A 20,752-nucleotide genomic window follows, 5' to 3' on the forward strand; every position below is an offset into this window, starting at 1 on the left:
CGCATGGCGCGGCCGGTAGCCGTTGCCCGCGCTCGTCCAGAAATCGTCCAGAGAACGTTCGAAGATACAAGGAAAGACCGATGAAACGCATCACTGCCAGCGTCAAGACGCGCATCAGGGGGAGCCTGATGTCGATGGCCTTTCTCGCGGCGGCCACGCTCGCGAGCGGCGCCGCGCCAGCCCAGACCACGGGCGGCACACTGTCCGGCATCGTCCAGCCCGAGCCGCCCACGCTCGTCAGCGCGCTCAATTCGCAGGCGCCCACGCAATACGTCGCCGGCAAGATCTACCAGGGCCTGCTGACCTATGGCCCCGACCTCAAGCCGCACCCCGAGCTGGCCAAATCGTGGAAGATCTCGCCCGATGGCCTGACCTACACCTTCGAGCTGCAGAACGGCGTCAAGTGGCATGACGGCAAGCCGTTCACATCCGCCGACGTGGTGTTCTCGATCGACAAGCTGCTGCGCGAGGTGCACGTGCGCACGCGCGCCGTCATCAACAAGTACATGGAGTCGATCCGCGCGGTCAACGACACCACGGTCGAGATCAAGCTCAAGGAACCGTTCCCGCCGTTCATCTCGATGTTCGAGACCGGCACCATGCCGATGATGCCGAAGCATCTCTACGAAGGCACCGACTACCGCAACAACCCCGCCAACCAGAAGCCGGTGGGCACCGGTCCGTTCATGTTCAAGGAATGGAAGAAGGGCGCCTATATCAAGCTGGTGAAGAACCCGAACTACTGGAAGAAGGGCAAGCCCTACCTCGACGAGCTCGTGTTCTACGTGATTCCCGACTCGGCCTCGCGCGCGGTGGCGTTCGAGAAGGGCGACGTGCAGGTGCTGCGCGGCGGCGATGTCGACAACGTCGACGTCAAGCGCCTGCGTGCGCTGCCCAACGTGGAGTACACCACCAAGGGCTGGGAGCTGTTCGCGCCGATGGCGAGCATGCTGCTCAACGAGCGCAAGCCGCCGTTCAACAATGTGAAGGTGCGCCAGGCGGTCATGCATGCGCTCAACCGCAAGCTGATCGTCGACAACATCTTCTTCGGCATGGGCAAGCCCGCGGTCAGCCCGTTCGCCTCGTCGACGCTGTTCTTCGACAAGAACATGCCGTCGTACGACTTCAACCTCAAGCGCGCCCGCGAGCTGATCAAGGAGTCGGGCGTGGACGTGAGCCAGTACCCGGTCAAGATCCTGTCGACCTCGTACGGCGCCAACTGGGATCGTCTCGACGAATACGTCAAGCAGATGCTCGGCCAGCTTGGCTTCAACATCAGCATCGAATCGGCCGACGCCGGCACCTGGGCCGCGCGCACCGGCAACTGGGACTTCGACCTCACCATCACCTACACGTATCAGTACGGCGATCCCGCGCTGGGCGTCGAGCGCCTGTACGTGACGCGCAATATCGTCAAGGGCACGCCGTTCGCCAACGTGCAGGGCTACAGCAACCCGCAGGCCGATGCGCTGTGGGCCAAGGCCGGCGTGACCATGGATCCCGCCGAGCGCCAGAAGCTGTATAGCGAGGTACAGAAGATCCTGGTGACGGACGTGGCCAACGCCAACCTGTTCGAGATCGAATTCCCGACGCTGTACCGCAAGAACGTCAAGAACCTCGTGACCACCGCGATCGGTCTCAACGAGTCGTTCGACAACGTGTCGATCGAGAAGAACTGAGGCCGCGGCGCCGCTCGCCTGCCGTCTCCCCGCTGCCGCCCCGCGGTCACGCCGCAATGACGCAGCCGTGGCGCCACAGTGGCGCAGCAGTGGCGTCACAGTGGCGCCGCAGTGGCTGACGGCAGCGGGCGAGCGGCCCACTAGTGCGGCCAGGCCGTTCCATCCGTTTCCGCTCCCATCGTTCATCGCCACGGAGGTTGCCGTGAATTTCCTGTCGTTTTTCCTGTCCCGGCTCGGCAAGGCCATCGTGGTGGTGCTGGGCGTGGTGATCATCAACTTCTTCCTGATCCGGCTGGCGCCGGGCGACCCCGCCACCGTCATGGCGGGTGAGGCCGGTGCCGGCGACGCGACCTACGTGGCGCAGTTGCGCGAGCAGTTCGGCCTCGATCAGCCGGTGATCACGCAGCTCGGCATCTATCTCAAGGGCGTGGCGCGGCTCGACCTCGGCTACTCGTACCGCAACCACCTGCCGGTGCTGGACCTGATCCTGGACCGCCTGCCGGCCACGTTCCTGCTGATGAGCGGCGCCTTCGTGTTCTCCATCGTGCTGGGCGTCCTGCTGGGCGTGCTGGCGGCGCGCACGCGCTACGAAAACCGCCGGCGCTGGATCGACAGCGCGGTGATGTCCGGCGCGCTGCTGCTCTATGCCACGCCGCTGTTCTGGCTGTCGCTGATGGCCATCATCCTGTTCTCGGTGGTGCTGGGCTGGCTGCCCGCGTTTGGCATGGAGTCGGTCGGGGCCGGCTATACGGGCCTGGCGCGCGTGCAGGACATCGCGCTCCACCTGGTATTGCCGACCGTCTCGCTCGGCTGCTTCTTCATGGCGGTGTACGTCCGCCTCACGCGCGCCTCGATGCTCGAGGTGATGGGCATGGACTTCGTCAAGACCGCGCGCGCCAAGGGCGTGCCGGCCCGCCGCGTGATCCGCGTGCACGTGCTGCGCAACGCGCTGCTGCCGGTCATCACCTTCGCGGGCATCCAGCTCGGCCAGATGGCCGGCGGCGCGGTGCTGACCGAAACCGTGTTCTCGTGGCCCGGCATCGGCCGGCTGATGTTCGACGCGCTGCTGCAGCGCGACTACCAGCTGCTGCTCGGCATCTTCTTCGTGACCTCGACGCTGGTGGTGTTCTTCAACCTCGTCACCGACCTGATCTACCGCCTGATCGACCCCCGTATCGCCGTGGGCGGCAAGGAGGCTACCGCATGACTTCGTTCTTCCGACGCTACTGCCGCAACTACGGCGCCGTGGCGGGCCTGCTGGTGCTGCTCGCCGTGATCGCGGTGTCGTTCCTGGCGCCGCTGCTCTACGAGGAGTCGCCATGGCTGATGGTGGCGGACCCGCTGCTGAAGCCATTCACCGATGCCGCCTACCCGTTCGGCACCGACATGCTCGGCCGCGACATTACCGCCGGCCTGCTCTACGGCGCGCGCGTCTCGCTGCTGGTGGGCGTGATCTCCACCGCGGTGGCGCTGGTGCTCGGCGTGCTGGTGGGGGCGGTGGCCGGTTATTGCGGCGGCCGCATCGACGACGCGCTGATGCGCTTTACCGAATTCTTCCAGACCATTCCGCAGCTGGCGATGGCGGTGGTGATCGTGGCCATCTTCAACCCGTCGATCTACTCGATCGTCGGCGCGATCTCGGTGGTGTCGTGGCCGCCCGTGGCGCGCCTCGTGCGCGGCGAGTTCCTCTCGCTCAAGCAGCGCGAATTCGTCCAGGCCGCGATCGTGATCGGCCAGCGTCCGCTGCGCATCATCCTGACCCAGATCCTGCCCAATGCGATGTCGCCGATCATCGTGTCGGCGTCGTTCATGGTGGCCACCGCGATCCTGACCGAGTCGGCGCTGTCGTTCCTCGGCCTGGGCGACCGCAACATGATGAGCTGGGGCTTCATGATCGGCGCCGCGCGCACCATGATCCGCGAGGCGTGGTGGATGAGCGTGTGGCCCGGCGTGGCCATCCTGCTCACGGTGCTGGCCATCAACCTGATCGGCGAAGGGCTCAACGACGCCATGAACCCCCAGCTGCGCCGGCGCGGCGAGTGAGGTCCTCCATGAATACGCCTACCCCCTCCACGATGGAACCGCTGCTGTCCATCCGCGACCTGTCGATCGCCCTGCCGGCGGGCGGAGACCGCCCCCATGCGGTCCGCGATATCTCGTACGACCTCCATGCCGGCGAGATCCTGTGCATCGTCGGCGAATCCGGCTCGGGCAAGTCGATGAGCGCCAACGCGATCATGGGCCTGCTGCCGTCCTATCTCAGGCCCGAGCGCGGCCAGATCCTGTTTCAGGGCAAGGACCTGCTGACGCTGGACGAAGCCACGCTGCTCGGCATGCGTGGCAAGGACATGGCGATGGTGTTCCAGGAGCCGCTGTCGGCGCTGAACCCGGTCATGACCGTCGGCGAGCAGATTGCCGAGGTCATGCGCGTGCATCGCGCCTATCCTGGCGAGGCGCGCATGCGCCGGGTGCTGGAGTTGCTGGCCTTCGTCGGCCTGCCCGATCCGGCCACGCTCGTGCACGCGTATCCGTTCCGGCTGTCGGGCGGCCAGCGCCAGCGCGTGGTGATCGCGATGGCGCTCGCGCTCGAACCCGCGCTGCTGATCGCCGACGAGCCCACCACGGCGCTCGATGTCACCACGCAGGCGCAGATCCTGGCCCTGATCCGTCGCATCCAGGCCGAGAAAGGCATGGGCGTGATGTTCGTCACCCACGACTTCGGCGTGGTGGCGGAGATCGCCGATCGCGTGGCCGTGATGGAAAAGGGCGTGCTGGTCGAGATCGGCGCGGCCGACCAGGTGCTCAATCACCCGCAGCATCCCTATACGCGCCGGCTGATCGGCGCGGTGCCGCACGGCCGCGCCCGCGAGATGGCGCGCGACGACGAGCGCACCGTGCTGGAGGTGCGCAACCTGCGCAAGACATATGTATCCGGCGGCGGACTGTTCAGCAAGAAGCGCGTGACCCATGCCGTCGACGGCGTGAGCTTTCGCGTGCGGCGCGGCGAGACGCTCGGCATCGTGGGCGAGTCCGGCTCCGGCAAGTCGACCATCGGCAAATGCCTGCTGCGGCTGACCGGGGTCGATGGCGGCGAGATCCTGTTCGACGGCCGCGATCTCGCGCAGTTGTCGGAGCGGCAGTTCCGCCCGATGCGGCGCTCGGTGCAGATGATCTTCCAGGATCCGTTCGCCTCGCTCAATCCGCGCCATACCGTGGGCCGCATCATCACCGACGGCCCGGTCGCCAGCGGCGTGCCGCTGGCCAGCGCGCAGGCGCGCGCACGCGAGCTGCTGGAGCTGGTCGGGCTCGAGGCCGCGGCCTTCGACCGCTACCCCAACCAGTTCTCGGGCGGGCAGCGCCAGCGCATCGGCATCGCGCGCGCACTGGCGCTGGAGCCGCGCCTGCTGGTGGCCGACGAATCGGTGTCCGCACTCGACGTCTCGGTGCAGGCGCAGGTGCTCAAGCTGCTCGCCGACCTGCAGAAGCGCCTCGATATCGCGCTGATCTTCATCACGCACGACCTGCGCGTGGCCGCGCAGATCTGCCATCAGGTCATCGTCATGCATCGCGGGCGCGTGGTCGAGGCCGGCCCGCCCGCGCAGATCTTCGATGCCCCGCAACACGACTACACGCAGCGGCTGATCGACGCGATTCCCGGCAAGAGCTGGGACCCGGCGCTGATCCGCGCGGCCGCATGACCTTTCCTGTCCGATCACAAGTTTCTCCTGGAGCCACCGAATGAAGAACGCCGAACTGGTCCGCCGCAAGGACGCCGCCACCCCGCGCGGGGTAGGCGTGATGTGCAATTTCTATGCTGACCGCGCCGAGAACGCCGAGATCTGGGATGTCGAGGGCAAGCGCTATATCGACTTTGCCGCCGGCATCGCGGTGCTCAATACCGGCCACCGCCATCCGCGCCTGGTGGCCGCGCTGCAGCAGCAGCTGGAACGCTTTACCCATACCGCGTACCAGATCGTGCCGTATGCGAGCTATGTGGAGCTGGCCGAACGCATCAACCAGCGCGCGCCGGGCCGCTCCGCGCGCAAGACCGCGTTCTTTACCACCGGCGCCGAGGCGGTCGAGAATGCCATCAAGATCGCGCGCGCGGCCACCGGCCGCCCCGGCGTGATCGCGTTCTCGGGCGGCTTTCATGGCCGCACCATGATGGGCATGGCGCTGACCGGCAAGGTCGTGCCGTACAAGGTGGGCTTCGGGCCGTTTCCGGGCGAGGTCTATCACGCGCCGTATCCGTCGGCCTTGCATGGCGTGACCGTGGCGGACGCCGCGGCCGCGCTGCAGCACCTGTTCAAGGCCGATATCGATCCGCGCCGCGTGGCCGCGCTGATCTTCGAGCCGGTGCAGGGCGAGGGCGGCTTCAACGTGGCGCCGCCCGAATTCGTGCGCATGCTGCGCGCGGTGTGCGACGAGCACGGCATCGTGCTGATCGCCGACGAGGTCCAGACCGGCTTTGGCCGCACCGGCAAGCTGTTTGCGATGGAACACTACGACGTGGTGCCCGACCTCACCACCATGGCCAAGAGCCTGGCCGGCGGCATGCCGCTGTCCGCGGTTTGTGGCCGCGCCGAGATCATGGACGCGCCGGCGCCCGGCGGACTCGGCGGCACCTATGCGGGCAATCCGCTGGCGGTGGCTTCGGCGCTGGCCGTGCTCGACGTACTCGAGGAAGAACAGTTGATCCCGCGCGGCGCCGCGCTGGGCGAGCGCCTGATGGCGCGGCTGGAAAGCCTCAAGCCGCGCGTGCCGCAGATTGCCGAGGTACGCGGCATCGGCGCGATGGTGGCGGTGGAGTTCCGCCGCGCCGACGGCAGTCCCGATCCGGAATTCACGCGCGAAGTCCAGAACCGCGCGCTCGCACGTGGCCTGCTGCTGCTCTCGTGCGGCGTGTACGGCAACGTGATCCGCTTCCTCTTTCCGCTGACCATTCCCGATGCGGTCATGAACGAGGGGCTCGACATTCTTGCCGACGTCCTCACGCGCTAGGAGCCCGCCATGACCCGACCCAAGGCTGTACCGACCGTGCAGGTCGACAACGAGCGCGTGGCCGTGACCGAATGGCGCTTCGCGCCCGGTGCCGAGACCGGCCGCCATCGCCATGGCTACGACTACGTGGTGGTGCCGATGACGACCGGTCCGCTGCTGCTGGAGACGCCCGACGGCCAGGTCACGAGCCAGCTCGTGGCAGGGCGCGCCTACTATCGGCCGGCCGGCGTCGAGCACAACGTGATCAACGGTCACGACGGCGAATGCGTGTTCGTCGAGATCGAGATCAAGACGCCCGGAGGAACCCATGCCTAGTCCGCTGCGCGCGCGCAATGGCGGCCAGATCCTGGTGGAGCAGCTGCGCATCCAGGGCGTCAGGCGCGTGTTCCTGGTGCCCGGCGAAAGCTACCTGCCGTGCATCGACGCGCTCTACGATCACCAGGATGCGATCACCCCGGTGGTGTGCCGGCAGGAGAGCGGTGCCGGCTATATGGCCGAGGCGCATGGCAAGCTGACCGGCGAGCCCGGCGTCTGCTTCGTGACGCGCGGCCCCGGCGCGACCAATGCGAGCATCGCCGTGCATACGGCGTTCCAGGATTCGACGCCGATGATCCTGTTTATCGGCCAGGTCGGCAACGACTTCATCGAGCGCGAGGCGTTCCAGGAAGTCGACTACCGGCGCATGTTCGGCCAGATGGCCAAGTGGGTCGCGCAGATCGACCGTACCGACCGCATTCCTGAATTCATTGCGCGCGCGTTCGCGGTGGCCACCAGCGGTCGCCCCGGCCCGGTGGTGCTGGCGCTGCCCGAGGATACGCTGTGGGGCACCGCCACGGTGCCGGACATGCCGCGCTACCAGCGCGCGGCCAGCGCGCCCACGCCGGCCGCGCTCGACGCGCTGGCCGGCGAACTGGCCCGGGCCGAGCGCCCGTTCCTGCTGGTCGGCGGCTCGGGCTGGACGCCGGCCGCGCTGCGCCAGATCGAGGGCTTTGCCGAACGCTTTGCCTTGCCGGCAGGGGTGGCATGGCGGCGGCTCGAATGCTTCGACAACGATCATCCGAACTTTGCCGGCCATGTCGGCTGGGGCATGCAGGAGGACCTGCGCGCGCGCATCCGGGCGGCGGACCTGCTGATCGCGGTCGGTACGCGCATGGGCGAGGCCACCACCGAAGGCTATACGCTGGTGGAGAGCCCGCTGCCGCGCCAGCGGCTCGTCCACGTCTACCCGGATGCCAACGAACTGGGCCGCGTGTTTCGTGCCACGGTGCCGATCGCGGCCGATGTGGTCTCGTTCGCCGCGGCGGTGTCGACGCTGGGGCCGCCATCGACGCTGCCATCCGCGCCATCACCCGCCGCGCGCGTGGCGGAAGCCCATGCCGGTTTCCTGGCGGCGCAGGTACCCCAGGACGCGCCCGGTGCCCTCAACCTGAACCGCGTGGCGTGCCATGTGCGCGACCACGTGCCGGCCGATGCCTGCATCACGGTCGGCGCCGGCAACTACGCGTTGTTCGCCCATGCGCATCACCGCTTTCATGGCGTGGGCACCAGCCTCGCGCCGACCGTCGGCTCGATGGGCTACGGCCTGCCGGCCGCGATCGCGGCCAAGCTCGAAGATCCCGAGCGCACCGTGGTCTGCTATGCCGGCGACGGCTGCTTCCAGATGAACCTGCAGGAACTCGGGGTCGCCATGCAGTACCGGCTTGGCATCGTGATCCTCGTGTTCAACAACGGCATGTGGGGCACCATCCGCGCGCACCAGGAGCGCGAGTTCCCGGGCCGCACCATTGCGCTCGGCTTCGACAACCCCGAGTTCGCCGCGCTGATCCGTGCCTACCGCGGCCACGGCGAGGTGGTCGCGCGCGACGAGGATTTCGGTGCCGCTTTTGCGCGGGCGCTCGCGTTCGCGCGGCAGGAGCGTCTGCCCGCGCTGATCGAGCTGCGCTACGAGCCCGACGGCATCGCGCCGGGCGTCACGCTGTCGGGGATACGCGCGGCCGCGCTGGCACGCCAGCAGGCGGAGGCGGCATCCTCATGAGCCACACCATGCGCGCCTTCTTCTCGGATGACCAGTTGCTGCACCAGCCGCGCCAGTTCATGCGCGTGGGCCGCCTGGCCGAGCCGACCGACGTACCCGCGCGCGCCGCCGCGCTGCAGCGCGCGCTTGCTGCGCGCGCGATCAGCGTGGTGGCGCCGCCGGATTACGGCCGTGCCCCGCTCGAGACCGTGCACAGTCCGGCCTATCTCGACTTCCTGGCCAGCGCCTATGCACGCTGGATGGCGCTGGCCTCGCCCACGCTCGAGCCCGGCCTCGAAGTCCTGCCGAACCTGTCGCCGTACCTCAACGGACGCATCGACAAGACGCGGCGCGGTCCGTGTCCGTCGGACAGCGTGATCGCACAGGCCGGCTACTACCTCGGCGACCTGAGTTGCCCGCTGGGCGCGCACAGCTGGCGCGCGATCCAGCGCTCGGCACACAGCGCGGTGGCGGCCGCGCGCCATGTGTGCGCGCGCAACGACGGCAACGGCATGGCCTATGCGCTGTGCCGTCCTTCGGGCCACCACGCGCACAGCGATCGCGCGAGCGGCTTCTGCTACGTCAACAACTCGGCCATCGCCGCGCAGACGCTGCTGGAGCGCTTCGACAAGGTGGCCGTGCTCGATGTCGACGCGCACCATGGCGACGGCACGCAGCAGATCTTCTATCAGCGCTCCGACGTCATGACGATCTCGCTGCACGCGGACCCGAACGGCTACTACCCGTTCTACACCGGCTACGCCACCGAGCGCGGGCATGGCGCCGGCTACGGCTACAACCTCAACTTTCCGCTTGCGCACGGCACCGCCGATGCCGGCTTTCTGTCCGCGCTCGACAGCGCGCTCGACGCGTTGCGCGACTACCGGCCGCAGGCGCTGGTGCTGCCGCTCGGCTTCGATACCTATCTGCACGATCCGATCAGCGTGCTGCGCGTGAGCCTCGACGCCTATCGCGGTATTGGCGAGCGTATCCATGCGCTGGGCGTGCCCACCGTGGTGGTGCAGGAGGGCGGCTATGAGGTCGATGCGATCGGCATGGCGCTGGAGTCGTTCCTGGCCGGCTTTGCGCCGGCCCTGGCCTGAACAGGAGATCCGATGACAACGATGCAGATCAACCGGGAGCGGCTGTGGCAGTCGCTGATGACGCTGGCCGGGATCGGCGCGACCCCCAGGGGTGGCAACGCGCGCCTGGCCCTGACCGCGCTCGACGGGCAGGGACGCGACCTCGTGACCGGCTGGATGCGCGCGGCCGGCCTGACCGTCAGCGTCGACCGTGTGGGCAATATCTTCGGCCGCCGCGCCGGCCGCGACAACCGCCTGCCGCCGGTGATGACCGGCAGCCATATCGACACGCAGCCGACCGGCGGCAAGTTCGACGGCTGCTTCGGCGTACTGGCCGGGCTCGAAGTCATGCGCACGCTCGACGATCACGGCGCGGTCACCGAGGCGCCGCTCGAACTTGCCATCTGGACCAACGAGGAAGGCACGCGCTTCGTGCCGGTGATGATGGGCTCGGGGGTGTTCGCGGGCAAGTTCCCGCTGTCGGTCGCGCTGGAGGCGACCGACAGCGCCGGACTGCGCGTGGCCGACGAGTTGCGCGCGATCGGCTATGACGGCGAGCTGCCGGTCGGCGGGCGCGAGGTCGGCGCCTATTTCGAGGCCCATATCGAGCAGGGCCCGATCCTGGAGGCCGCCGACAACGTGATTGGCGTGGTCACGGGCTCGCTCGGGCTGCGCTGGTACGACGTGACCGTGACCGGCATGGAAGCGCATGCCGGTCCCACGCCGATGCCGCTGCGGCGCGATGCGCTGTATGGCGCCACCCACCTGATGCAGGAGGTGGTGAAGATTGCGCAGGACTTTGCGCCGCATGGGCGCGGCACGGTCGGCGTGGTCAACGTCCACCCGTCGTCGCGCAACGTGATTCCTGGCGCGGTCACGTTCTCGGTGGACCTGCGTCACCAGGATGCGGCACAACTGGCCGAGATGGACGCGCGCCTGCGCGCGGCGTGCGCGGCGCTGGCGAGCGGGACCCTGAGCGGCCAGGCCGGGGGTGCGCTCGCGGTGGAGGTGGTCGACGTGCAGTACTTCCCGCCCACCCCGTTCGCTCCGGCGCTGGTGGCGCAGGTGCGCGACGAGGCCGCGCGGCGCGGCTATCGCCACCAGGACATCGTGACCGGTGCCGGCCACGACGCGGTCTATCTCGCCGGCGTGGCGCCCACCGCGATGATCTTCGTGCCGTGCAAGGACGGCATCAGCCATAACGAAATCGAGGACGCCCGGCCCGAGCACCTGGAAGCCGGCGCCAACGTGCTGCTCGGCGCCATGCTCGCGCGCGCGGGCGGCTGTACGACCTCCCGCACGACCCCTTGACGGAGACCCCTTGACGGAGACCCCGCGATGAGCGACGACCTGCACAACCTGCGCGACCTGGCCTGGTGGCGCGAGCGCGCCCGCACGCTGCGCATCCCCGCGCGCGCCTATATCGACGGCGCGTGGACCGATGCCGCCGATGGCGCCACCTTCGACTGCATCAATCCGGCCACCGGCGAGCGCCTGGCCCGCGTTGCCGCCTGCGGCGCGGCCGACATCGATCGCGCGGTAGCGGCCGCGCGCCGCGCGTTCGAGGCGGGGGTCTGGGCCGGCCTGCCGCGCCGCGAACGCAAGGCCGTGCTGATGCGGCTCGGCGCGCTCATCGACGCCCACCGGGAGGAACTGGCGCTGCTGGAAACGCTCGACATGGGCAAGCCGATCGCCGACTCCATGCTGTTCGACATTCCCGAGGCCGCGCGCACCTACGCGTGGTACGGCGAGGCGATCGACAAGGTCTACGACGAGATTGCGCCGACCGATCCCGGCACGCTGGCTACCATCACGCGCGAACCGGTCGGCGTGGTGGCGGCGGTGGTGCCGTGGAACTATCCGCTGCTGATGGCGAGCTGGAAGGTGGCGCCCGCGCTGGCCGCCGGCAACAGCGTGGTGCTCAAGCCCGCCGAGCAGTCGCCGCTGACGGCGCTGCGGCTGGCCGAACTGGCCGCGCAGGCGGGCGTGCCGGCCGGCGTGCTCAGCGTGGTGCCGGGGCTGGGCGCGGCAGCGGGGCAGGCGCTGGGCCGCCATGCCGATGTCGACTGCATCGCGTTCACGGGCTCCACCGCCACCGGCAAGCGCTTCATGGAATACAGCGGGCAGTCGAACCTCAAGCGGGTCTGGCTCGAATGCGGCGGCAAGTCGCCGCATATCGTGTTCGACGACTGTCCCGACCTCGACCGCGCCGCGCAGGCCGCGGCGATCGGCATCTTCAACAACCAGGGCGAGATCTGCATCGCGGGTTCGCGCCTGTACGTGCAGCGCGGCATTTACGACGCGTTCATGGCCAGGCTCGAGGCGCATGCGGCGGCGATGCAGCCCGGCGATCCGCTCGATCCGTCATCGGCCATGGGCGCGATCGTCGACGGCCGCCAGTTCGACCGCGTGATGTCGTACGTCGAGGCCGGCGTGCGCGAAGGCGCCACGCTACGCGCCGGCGGGCAGCGCGCGCGCACCGGCAGCGGCGGCTGGTTTCTGCAGCCGACCATCTTCGAGTGCCCGTCGCAGACGCTGTCGATCGTGCGCGAGGAGATCTTCGGCCCGGTGCTCGCGGTGACGGTGTTCGAGCACGAGGCGGAGGTGGTGCGCATGGCCAACGACTCGCCGTATGGGCTTGGCGCCGGCCTGTGGACCGCGGATCTGTCGCGCGCGCACCGCGTCTCCCGGCTGTTGCGCGCGGGACTGGTGTGGGTCAACTGCTATATGGACGGCGATATCACGGTACCGTTCGGCGGCGTCCGGCAGTCGGGTTCCGGCCGCGACAAGTCGTTGCACGCACTCGACAAGTACCAGGACCTCAAGACCACCTGGATCAGGCTGTAGCGAGCTGGTCGAGCGCGTCGCCGGTCACGCGGCAGATGCGCCAGTCGGGCATCACGTCGGCGCCCATGGCGCGGTAGAACCGGATCGACGGTTCGTTCCAGTCCAGCACCGACCATTCGAAGCGGCCGCAGCCGCGCGCCACCGCGAGCGCGGCGAGGTACCGCAGCATCGCCTTGCCGAGGCCATGGCCGCGCCATGCGGGTTCGACGAACAGGTCTTCGAGGTAGAGCCCCGGCTTGGCCAGGAAGGTCGAGAAGTTGTGGAAGAACAGCGCAAAGCCGACCGCCTTGCCGTCCACCTCGGCGACGATGGCCTCGGCATGCGGGCGCGCGCCGAACAGCGCCTGTTCAATCTTCTCCGGGGTGGCTTCGACCAGGTGCGTCAGCTTTTCGTATTCGGCCAGCGCGGCGATCAGGCGGAACAGGGTGGCGCTGTCGGCGGGGGTGGCGGGGCGTAGCGTGTACTGGGTGGACATGGGGGTTCAGGGATGTTGAAGCGCAAGCGTCGCGACCTGCGCCACGTAGTCGGCGGCCAGGCAATCGACGGTGATCCGCTCCGGCGTGCTGCGCAACCAGGTAATCTGACGCTTGCATAGCTGGCGCGTGGCCGCGATACCGTGCTCGCGCATGGTGGCCGCATCGGTCTGGCCATCGAGATATTCCCACACCTGCCGGTAGCCGACACAGCGGATCGACGGCAAGCCCGCATGCAGGTCACCGCGCGCGCGCAGGCGCTGCACCTCGTCGATCAGGCCATGGGCAAGCATGGCATCGAAGCGCGCGGCAATGCGCGCGTGCAGCACCGCACGGTCGGACGGCTCCAGCGCAATCACGCGGTAACGCGCATCGGCCGCGCCGGTGAAGGTGCGCGCGGCCGCCGCGCGCGCCAGCAGGGCCGACATCGGCTGGCCCGTGAGGCGATGGATCTCGAGCGCGCGCTGGATCCGCTGGGCATCGTTGGGGGCAAGGCGCGCGGCGGTGACCGGGTCGGCCTCGGCCAGCATCGCATGCAGCGCCGGCCAGCCGCGTTCCGCCGCCAGCGCGTCGAGTTCCGCGCGTAGCATGGGGTCGGCCTGCGGCAGATCGTTGAGTCCCTGCGTCAGCGCCTTGTAGTAGAGCATGGTGCCGCCCACGATCAGGGGCATATGTCCGCGCGCGCGAATCTCGCCGATCAGCCGCTGCGCATCGGTGACGAACTGCGCGGCCGAATAGCGCTCGGCCGGGTCGATGATATCGATCAGATGGTGCGGTACCGCCGCAAGTTCGGCCGGGGCCGGCTTGGCGGTGCCGATGTCCATGCCGCGATAGACCAGCGCGGAATCGAGGCTGATGATCTCGATCGGCGCGCGCTCGGCCAGCGCCAGCGCTGCCGCGGTCTTGCCGGAGGCGGTCGGACCCAGCAGGCAGACGATCGGGGGCAAATGGTCGGATGCGCTCACTGGCCGCGCAGGAACAGGCGGTCGAGTTCCGCCACCGACAACTGCACCCAGGTCGGGCGGCCGTGGTTACACTGGTCCGCGCGCTCGGTCTGCTCCATCTCGCGCAGCAGCGCGTTCATTTCTTCGTGGGTGAGCTTGCGATTGGCGCGCACCGCGCTATGGCAGGCCAGCGTCGCCAGCAGCTCGTTCTGGCGCTCGGCCAGCACGCGCGAACCGCCGTAGGCCTGCAGGTCGCGCAGCACGTCGCGGGCCAGCGCCTCGGCATCGGCCTGCTTGAGCAGCGCCGGAATCGCGCGCACCGCCAGCGTGGTCGGCGACACCGGTGCGATATCGAAGCCGAGCAGCGTCAGCGTGTCCTGGTGTTCCTCGGCCGCGCCGATCTCGACCGGGCTGGCCGGCAGCGTCACGGGAATCAATAAGGGCTGCACCGCGAGCTCGCGCGCGTCGAGCGCGGTCTTGATCTGCTCGTAGAGAATGCGCTCGTGCGCGGCGTGCATATCGACCAGCACCAGCCCGCGCGCGTTCTGCGCCAGCACGTAGATGCCGTGCAGCTGCGCGATCGCATAGCCGAGCGGATGCCCGTCATCCTCCGGCTGCGCATCGAACGTGGTGGTCGCGCGCGGCAGGCGGTCGAGCAGTCCCGGCGGCTCGTCGGCCCGCGCCGCCTGCGCGTCGGCCAGCCATGCCGGCGGCTGCGCCGACGGCACAGAGGGCCGCGCGGCGGGTGGGTGATGGTCGCCGCCGGTGGCCTCGCGCACCATGCCCAGATACGCCTGGCGCGGTTGCGCGATGCCGAGTTCGGTCTGCCGGCCGGCCGAGTAATTGATCCATTGCGGGGCGGCGCCGCTGCCGCCGGGGGCCGGGCGTGCCGTCGGCATGGCCGCGGGACCGGTGGCCGGCGTGGTGTGCAGGCTGTCGCCCAGCTCGCCCGCCTGGCGCGCCAGGCAGCGCTGCACCGCGTGGTAGACGAACTGGTGCACCGCGCGCGATTCGCGGAAGCGCACCTCGATCTTGGACGGGTGGACATTCACGTCCACCATCTCGGGCGGCAGGTCCAGGCACAGTACGTACGACGGAAAGCGGTCGCCGTGCAGCACGTCCTGATAGGCGCTGCGCACCGCATGGTTCAGCAGCTTGTCGCGCACAAAGCGCCCGTTGACGAAGAAATACTGCTGGTCCGGGCGCCCGCGCGAGGCGGTCGGCAGGCCGGCAAAGCCATACAGGTGCAGGGTGTCCGCATGCTCGTCGAGCGGCAGGCGCGCCTGCGCAAAGTCGTCGCCGAGCACCTGCGCCGTGCGCATACCGACGTCGCCGGCGTTCCAGTGCTCCAGCGGCTTGCCGTTGTGGTGGACCGTGATGGCGACATCGGGCCGCGCCAGCGCCACGCGACGTACCATTTCCAGGCAATGGCCAAGCTCGGTCTGTTCCGATTTGAGGAACTTTCGGCGCGCCGGCGTGTTGAAGTACAGGTGCTGCACGTCGACCATGGTGCCGACGCCGCCGGAGGCCGGCTGCACATGGCCGGTGTCGGCGCTGACCTGCATCGCGTGCGGCATGTCCGCGGTGCGGCTGGTCATGACGAGGTGCGAGACCGAAGCGATCGAGGCCAGCGCCTCGCCGCGAAAGCCGAGCGTCAGCACGGCTTCGAGTTCGTCGAGCGAGGCGATCTTGCTGGTGGCATGCCGCATCAGCGCGACCGGCAGTTCGTCGGCGGGAATGCCGCAGCCGTTATCGGTGATGACGATGCGGCGAACGCCGCCTTCCTCGAGCCGGACGCCAAGCTGCGTGGTGCCGGCATCGAGCGCGTTCTCGAGCAGTTCCTTGACCACCGAGGCCGGGCGCTCCACCACCTCGCCGGCGGCGATCTGGCTGATCAGCTGGTCGGGCAGCGCGCGGATCGGGCGCATGGGCTGGCGGGGCAGAGGGGCGTCGGCAGGCATGCCGGCGATTATACGTGGGGCCGGACACATTCCGGGCACAGGTTGGCAGGCGGCAAGCCGGTCTGGAACGGTCCCGATAAGGTTGGCTTCAGGCGGCTCTTGTATGATGGGGGCCTTCATCCGCAGCGAGGCTTGATTTGGATACCGCAATGCAACTGCTCGACATGGTGCTCCATGTCGATAAATTCCTGGGTCAGTTCGTCCAGGACTATGGCGTCTGGGTGTACGGCATCCTGTTCGCGATCGTATTCGCCGAAACCGGCCTGGTGGTGCTGCCGTTCCTGCCGGGCGACTCGCTGCTCTTCATCGCGGGCGCCATGTGCGCTACCGGCGCGATGAACGAATGGGTGCTGGCCGGCCTGCTGCTGGTGGCCGCGGTGACCGGCAATACCGTCAATTACATGGTGGGAAGCTGGATCGGGCCCAAGGTGTTCGACCACCAGTGGCGCTTCCTGGACCAGCAGAATCTGCGCCGCACGCACGACTTCTATGAACGCCACGGCGGCAAGACGCTGGTCATGGCGCGCTTTATCCCGATCGTGCGCACGTTTGCGCCGTTCGTGGCGGGCGTGTCGCAGATGACGTTTGCGCGCTTCCAGCTGTTCAATGTGCTGGGCGCGCTGCTGTGGGTCGTGGGCCTGGTGTTTATGGGCTACTTCTTCGGCAATCTGCCCTTTATCAAGCAGTACCTGAACCTGATCGTGCTGGCCGGTATCGGCGCCGCGGTCGTGCCGCTGGTGCTGGGCGGGCTGTGGCGCCTGGTGCGCGGCGGCAAGCGCCGCGCGCCGGCGGACCAGTAAGGGCACGCGCCGCGCGCCGGTGCTCAGTTGAGGCTGCGGCTCATCATCCGCAGCGCCGGCATGCGGTCGCGGATCTGCGTGGTGTCGGCCGCGTCCGGCCGCGCCTGCACATAGGCTTCCAGGTCCTCGAGCGCGGGCCGGAAGCACTCGAGGTTGGCATAGGCCAGCCCGCGGTCGCGCACTTCCTCGATCGAGTTCGGCAGCAGGATCACCAGGCGGTTCTGCACCGCCAGCAGACGCTGCCAGCGCGACTCCTGCAGATAGATCGCCTTGAGGTTGCGCAGCATGCGCGCGACGATCTCGCGGTGGCTCGCCACCTGCAGGAACAGGCCCAGCGGCACCTGATTCGGGTCGCCGATGCCTTCGCGCTCCAGGTACGGATCGAGCATCTCCTGCAGCTGTTCCTTCGACAGCGTCTCGCCGGTGAGCGGGTCCAGCACCACCTCGCCGGCCGGGATCGACATCCGCACCAGGAAATGATTGGGGAACGAGACCCCTTTCAACGGCAGGCCGATCTGCTGGCCCAGCTCCATGTACAGCACCGCAAGCGAGATCGGAATGCCGCGGCGCTGCTTCATCACCACGTTCAGGTACGAATTGTCGGGATCGTAGTAGTCGTTGGCGTTGGCGCCGAAACCGAGGTCCCGATAGAAGAAATGGTTGAGCAGGCGCAGGCGCTGGATGGCCGGCGTGCCCTCAGCAATGCGGCGCTTGAGACGGACCGCGAGCATGTCGAGCGCGGCGAGTTCGGACTGCAGGTCCAGATCGGGGTAGGCGTCCTGGGCGAGGGAGAGCGCGGTTTCGGTAAGCGGGATGGCGTGTTCGTCCGCCACGAGACTGGCGAAGTAATCCAGGACTTTCGTGGATGTCATTGCGGGTTCCTGATGGCGGCCTGTGATGCGCTGCGGCGTAAACCTATGTGGCCCCGGTCGCTACGACCGGAACCCTAGCCGGCTCTCCGCCTGAAAGCGGAATACCTCAGCCCCATGAGCCACAGTGTACCGAAGTAGACCACCGCCGCAAGTACCAGGCACGACGCCATCAGCGCGATGCGCAGGCCCGGCGTCGCCCCCATGCCGATCCAGTCGAAACTGCGGGTAAACCACAGCAGCATGCCCGCCAGGATCAACACCGCCGCGAGCAGTTGCAGCAGGAACAGGCCCCAGCCCGGCGCGGGCCGGTAGAAGCCGCGGCGGCGCAGACCGAAGAACAGCAGCAGCGCGTTGACGGTGGCGCCGAAGCTGATCGACAGGGCCAGCCCCGCATGGCCGAGTCTGGGCACGAAGACGTAGTTCGAGGCCTGCGTGATGGCCAGCACCAGCAATGCAATCTTCACCGGCGTGCGAATGTCCTGGCGCGCATAGAAACCCGGCGTCAGGATCTTGATCAGGATCAGGCCAAGCAGGCCGACGCCGTAGGACACCAGCGCCTGGCGCGTCATCTCCACCGCGTGCGCATCGAAGCGGCCATAGTGGAACAGCACCGCGGTCAGCGGCGTGCCGAACACGAACAGGCCCACCGCGCATGGCATGGCGAGCAGGAAGGTAAGGCGCAGGCCCCAGTCGAGCAGCCCCGAATACTCGGCGCGATCGTCCTCGGCGCTGGCGCGCGACAGGCTCGGCAGCAGGATGGTGCCGAGCGCCACACCGAGCAGCGCGGTCGGAAACTCCATGAGGCGGTCGGCGTAGGTCAGGTACGACACGCTGCCGGCCGCGAGGTGCGACGCGATATTGGTATTGATGATCAGGCTGATCTGCGCCACCGACACCGCCAGCAGGGCCGGTAGCATCTGCCGGATCACGCGGCGCACGCCCGGGTGGGCCCAGGCCGCCCGCACGTTGAACGAGAGGCGCGGCATCACGCCGAGCCTGCGCAGCGCGGGCACCTGGATCGCGAGTTGCAGCACGCCGCCCACCAGCACACCCCAGGCCTGCGCGTAGATCGGCTGCGCCATATGCGGGCCGACGAAGAGCGCCGCCACGATCAGGCAAAGGTTGAGCAGTACCGGCGTGAACGCGGGCACGCCGAAGTTGCGCCACGTATTGAGAATGCCCGAGGCAAGTGCCACCAGCGAGATCAGGCCGATATAGGGAAACATCACGCGGGTCATGAAGACCGCCGCATCGTACGTTTCGCTCTGGCCGCGGAAGCCGGTGGCCACCGCCGTCATCACCAGCGGGGCGCCGATCACGCCGAGCGCGGACACGCCTATCAGCACCCAGGTCATCAGCGTGGACACCGCGTCGATCAGCGCGTGCGTATCGTCGGTGCCGCGCTTGCCGTGGTACTCGTTGAGGATCGGCACGAACGCCTGCGAGAACGCGCCCTCGGCAAACACGCGGCGCAGCAGGTTGGGAATACGGAAGGCCACGTTGAACGCGTCGGTCATGTCCGAGGCGCCGAACGCGCGGGCGATCAGGATTTCGCGCACCAGGCCGGTGATGCGCGAGAGCATCGTCAGGCTGCTGATGGTGGCAAGCGCTTTGAGCAGGTTCAAGATGAGTCGGAAAGCGAGGCGTGGGCCGGCATGGCGGGGCGGGGACGCGAGTCTGACGCCCGCCGCGCCACAAAGTTGCCATGCGGCCACGCCCGGGGTCGGAGGCGACGCGCCTGGGGCGGCACTTGGTGTGGCGCATATTATACGGAGGCGGGCCGCGCGGACGCCGTTTCCGCCGATGGCGGGTTTCGTGGTCCGGCGGCCCCGCGCCGGCGCCGGCGCCGGCCTGGCGCCGAGGGCGGCTCACACAGGGGTGCGGCGTCGGCGGGGTGCGGCATCGGCGCTTGCCTGCCTGACCGGGCTATGTGTATAATCGCCGATTCGCAAGGACAGTCGCGTTCCGGATTCGTGTGTCAGAACATCCCGGGTCGCACGATGTGACTTAATTGTTGCGTCCCGAAATTTTGCGTCCCTAAATATTTCGCGTCGCCCCGGGGCACGCATCTGAATTCAGGAAAAGAGATCAAATGGCAAATTCCGCACAAGCTCGCAAGCGCGCGCGTCAAGCCGTCGCTCAGAACGCCCACAACTCCAGCCTGCGCTCGCGTCTGCGCACCGCCGTCAAGGCCGTTCGCAAGGCCATCGACGCCGGCGACAAGGCTGCCGCTGCTGAAATGTTCAAGCAGTCGCAAGCCGTGATCGACAGCATCGCCGACAAGAAGATCGTGCACAAGAACAAGGCTGCACGTCACAAGTCGCGTCTGTCGGCCGCCATCAAGGCCATGGCTGCCTGATAGCGGCGCGTGCAGCGGGTGCCACCCGGCGGTGGTGCCTGCCTGCCACGCGGTGGCCCCAGCGGGTGCACCCGCATAAAAAAAGCTCGTCGTTCGACGAGCTTTTTTGTTTTCTGCCGCACCGCCTGGCCCGCCGCGGCGGGCGCCCCCTCCCCTCAGTCGAGGTAGCACGCCTCCACCACCTGCAGGTCATTGTCGCGTGCGAAGTTCAGCACGAAGTCGAGCGCCTTCGGCTCGATATCGCGCAGTCGCACGTCCACCACCACGTTCTTGACGTTACCGATGATGACGGGCCGGACGTACGGCGAATAGGTGTAGCGCGGATCGCCGGAATCGCCTTCGGGGCGAAACTGGGCCATCACGCCGCACAGCCGCTCTGCCCAGTCGCTCGGACGGAAAGCCTTGCCTTCCTTCGTAATGCCTTGGATGAAATATTCGCGAACGTTGGGCTTCATGAGACTGCGGGGATGGAACGGAGACTCGACGGACAACCCGCTGTCACGGGCGCCCATTTTGACGCGGCCCGCCAGCATTTGGTTCGCTGTGCGTCGGCCGGGTGAGCAGGGCGTCGGTGTCTGCAGGGGCACTTTTGATGCCGGTGCGGGCGACCGGCATGGGTATGCCTGGCCCCGCGTGAATCAGCAGGTATTATATCTTATATAAGACTTGCGCATAAGTGCCCAGGCCTCCGGCAGGCACCGTCCGCACCGCCGGGGTGGG

The 20,752-nt window shown here is 68.1% G+C and carries 18 protein-coding genes; 12 read left to right on the top strand and 6 right to left on the bottom strand.

Annotated elements, in window-relative coordinates; genetic code table 11:
• Nucleotides 1-80: 80 nt before the first annotated feature.
• The 10 genes from DFLDMN_RS17360 to DFLDMN_RS17405 all read left to right on the top strand — a co-directional run bounded on the left by DFLDMN_RS17360 (nt 81) and on the right by DFLDMN_RS17405 (nt 12,623).
• On the top strand, nt 81-1,679 hold the full coding sequence (locus DFLDMN_RS17360) for an ABC transporter substrate-binding protein (protein ID WP_423196107.1): 1,599 nt from the start codon (nt 81-83) through the stop codon (nt 1,677-1,679).
• Nucleotides 1,680-1,881: 202 nt separating this feature from the next.
• Nucleotides 1,882-2,886, top strand: a complete 1,005-nt coding sequence (locus tag DFLDMN_RS17365; RefSeq protein WP_423198456.1) for an ABC transporter permease — start codon at nt 1,882-1,884, stop codon at nt 2,884-2,886.
• Complete coding sequence (locus tag DFLDMN_RS17370) at nt 2,883-3,722, top strand: ABC transporter permease (RefSeq protein ID WP_423196108.1); 840 nt, start codon at nt 2,883-2,885, stop codon at nt 3,720-3,722. The genes DFLDMN_RS17365 and DFLDMN_RS17370 overlap by 4 nt, the downstream gene beginning before the upstream one ends.
• 8 nt (nt 3,723-3,730) lie before the next feature.
• Nucleotides 3,731-5,377 carry an ABC transporter ATP-binding protein gene (locus DFLDMN_RS17375; RefSeq protein WP_423196109.1) on the top strand — a complete coding sequence of 549 codons (1,647 nt, stop codon included), beginning with the start codon at nt 3,731-3,733 and terminating at the stop codon, nt 5,375-5,377.
• 40 nt (nt 5,378-5,417) lie between these two features.
• A complete protein-coding gene (gene gabT / locus DFLDMN_RS17380) occupies nt 5,418-6,680 on the top strand; it encodes a 4-aminobutyrate--2-oxoglutarate transaminase (protein WP_423196110.1) in 1,263 nt (420 codons plus the stop codon).
• Nucleotides 6,681-6,689: 9 nt separating this feature from the next.
• Complete coding sequence (locus DFLDMN_RS17385; RefSeq protein WP_423196111.1) at nt 6,690-6,995, top strand: cupin domain-containing protein; 306 nt, start codon at nt 6,690-6,692, stop codon at nt 6,993-6,995.
• Complete coding sequence (locus DFLDMN_RS17390) at nt 6,988-8,715, top strand: thiamine pyrophosphate-binding protein (RefSeq protein WP_423196112.1); 1,728 nt, start codon at nt 6,988-6,990, stop codon at nt 8,713-8,715. The genes DFLDMN_RS17385 and DFLDMN_RS17390 overlap by 8 nt, the downstream gene beginning before the upstream one ends.
• Before the next feature lie 8 nt (nt 8,716-8,723).
• Nucleotides 8,724-9,797: a histone deacetylase family protein gene (locus DFLDMN_RS17395; protein WP_423198457.1), complete on the top strand. Its 1,074-nt coding sequence runs from the start codon at nt 8,724-8,726 to the stop codon at nt 9,795-9,797.
• A gap of 12 nt (nt 9,798-9,809) precedes the next feature.
• The gene (locus tag DFLDMN_RS17400) at nt 9,810-11,087 is read left to right on the top strand and encodes a Zn-dependent hydrolase (RefSeq protein ID WP_423196113.1); all 1,278 of its coding nucleotides are present in this window, start codon (nt 9,810-9,812) and stop codon (nt 11,085-11,087) included.
• A 27-nt stretch (nt 11,088-11,114) separates the two neighbouring features.
• Nucleotides 11,115-12,623, top strand: a complete 1,509-nt coding sequence (locus DFLDMN_RS17405; protein ID WP_423196114.1) for an aldehyde dehydrogenase — start codon at nt 11,115-11,117, stop codon at nt 12,621-12,623.
• Here DFLDMN_RS17405 and DFLDMN_RS17410 read toward each other — a convergent pair.
• Genes DFLDMN_RS17410 through mutL form a run of 3 tightly spaced genes read right to left on the bottom strand, consistent with a single transcriptional unit; the run spans nt 12,613 to nt 16,001 of the window.
• Entirely contained in the window at nt 12,613-13,098 is a 486-nt protein-coding gene (locus DFLDMN_RS17410) for a GNAT family N-acetyltransferase (RefSeq protein ID WP_423196115.1), read from the bottom strand. The genes DFLDMN_RS17405 and DFLDMN_RS17410 overlap by 11 nt on opposite strands.
• A 6-nt stretch (nt 13,099-13,104) precedes the next feature.
• The gene (gene miaA / locus DFLDMN_RS17415; protein ID WP_423196116.1) at nt 13,105-14,061 is read right to left on the bottom strand and encodes a tRNA (adenosine(37)-N6)-dimethylallyltransferase MiaA; all 957 of its coding nucleotides are present in this window, start codon (nt 14,059-14,061) and stop codon (nt 13,105-13,107) included.
• Nucleotides 14,058-16,001, bottom strand: a complete 1,944-nt coding sequence (gene mutL, locus DFLDMN_RS17420; RefSeq protein WP_423196117.1) for a DNA mismatch repair endonuclease MutL — start codon at nt 15,999-16,001, stop codon at nt 14,058-14,060. Before mutL ends, miaA begins: the two co-directional genes overlap by 4 nt.
• A gap of 149 nt (nt 16,002-16,150) precedes the next feature.
• Between mutL and DFLDMN_RS17425 the strand changes: the two genes are divergently transcribed.
• Nucleotides 16,151-16,801, top strand: coding sequence for a VTT domain-containing protein (locus DFLDMN_RS17425; RefSeq protein WP_423196118.1), 651 nt, complete (start codon nt 16,151-16,153; stop codon nt 16,799-16,801).
• 23 nt (nt 16,802-16,824) lie between these two features.
• Here DFLDMN_RS17425 and DFLDMN_RS17430 read toward each other — a convergent pair whose 3' ends face one another.
• A complete protein-coding gene (locus tag DFLDMN_RS17430) occupies nt 16,825-17,673 on the bottom strand; it encodes a SirB1 family protein (protein WP_423196119.1) in 849 nt (282 codons plus the stop codon).
• A 74-nt stretch (nt 17,674-17,747) separates the two neighbouring features.
• On the bottom strand, nt 17,748-19,298 hold the full coding sequence (murJ, locus tag DFLDMN_RS17435) for a murein biosynthesis integral membrane protein MurJ (protein ID WP_423196120.1): 1,551 nt from the start codon (nt 19,296-19,298) through the stop codon (nt 17,748-17,750).
• Between the two features lie 467 nt (nt 19,299-19,765).
• Between murJ and rpsT the strand changes: the two genes are divergently transcribed.
• Nucleotides 19,766-20,032, top strand: a complete 267-nt coding sequence (rpsT, locus tag DFLDMN_RS17440) for a 30S ribosomal protein S20 (RefSeq protein WP_423196121.1) — start codon at nt 19,766-19,768, stop codon at nt 20,030-20,032.
• A gap of 155 nt (nt 20,033-20,187) precedes the next feature.
• Here the strand turns inward: rpsT and DFLDMN_RS17445 are convergent, their stop codons facing one another.
• Nucleotides 20,188-20,487 (bottom strand): DUF3579 domain-containing protein, encoded by a 300-nt coding sequence (locus tag DFLDMN_RS17445; protein WP_423196122.1) that lies wholly within the window; start codon nt 20,485-20,487, stop codon nt 20,188-20,190.
• Nucleotides 20,488-20,752 lie beyond the last annotated feature (265 nt).

This window comes from Cupriavidus sp. H19C3 (assembly GCF_049393815.1).
GTDB lineage: Bacteria > Pseudomonadota > Gammaproteobacteria > Burkholderiales > Burkholderiaceae > Cupriavidus.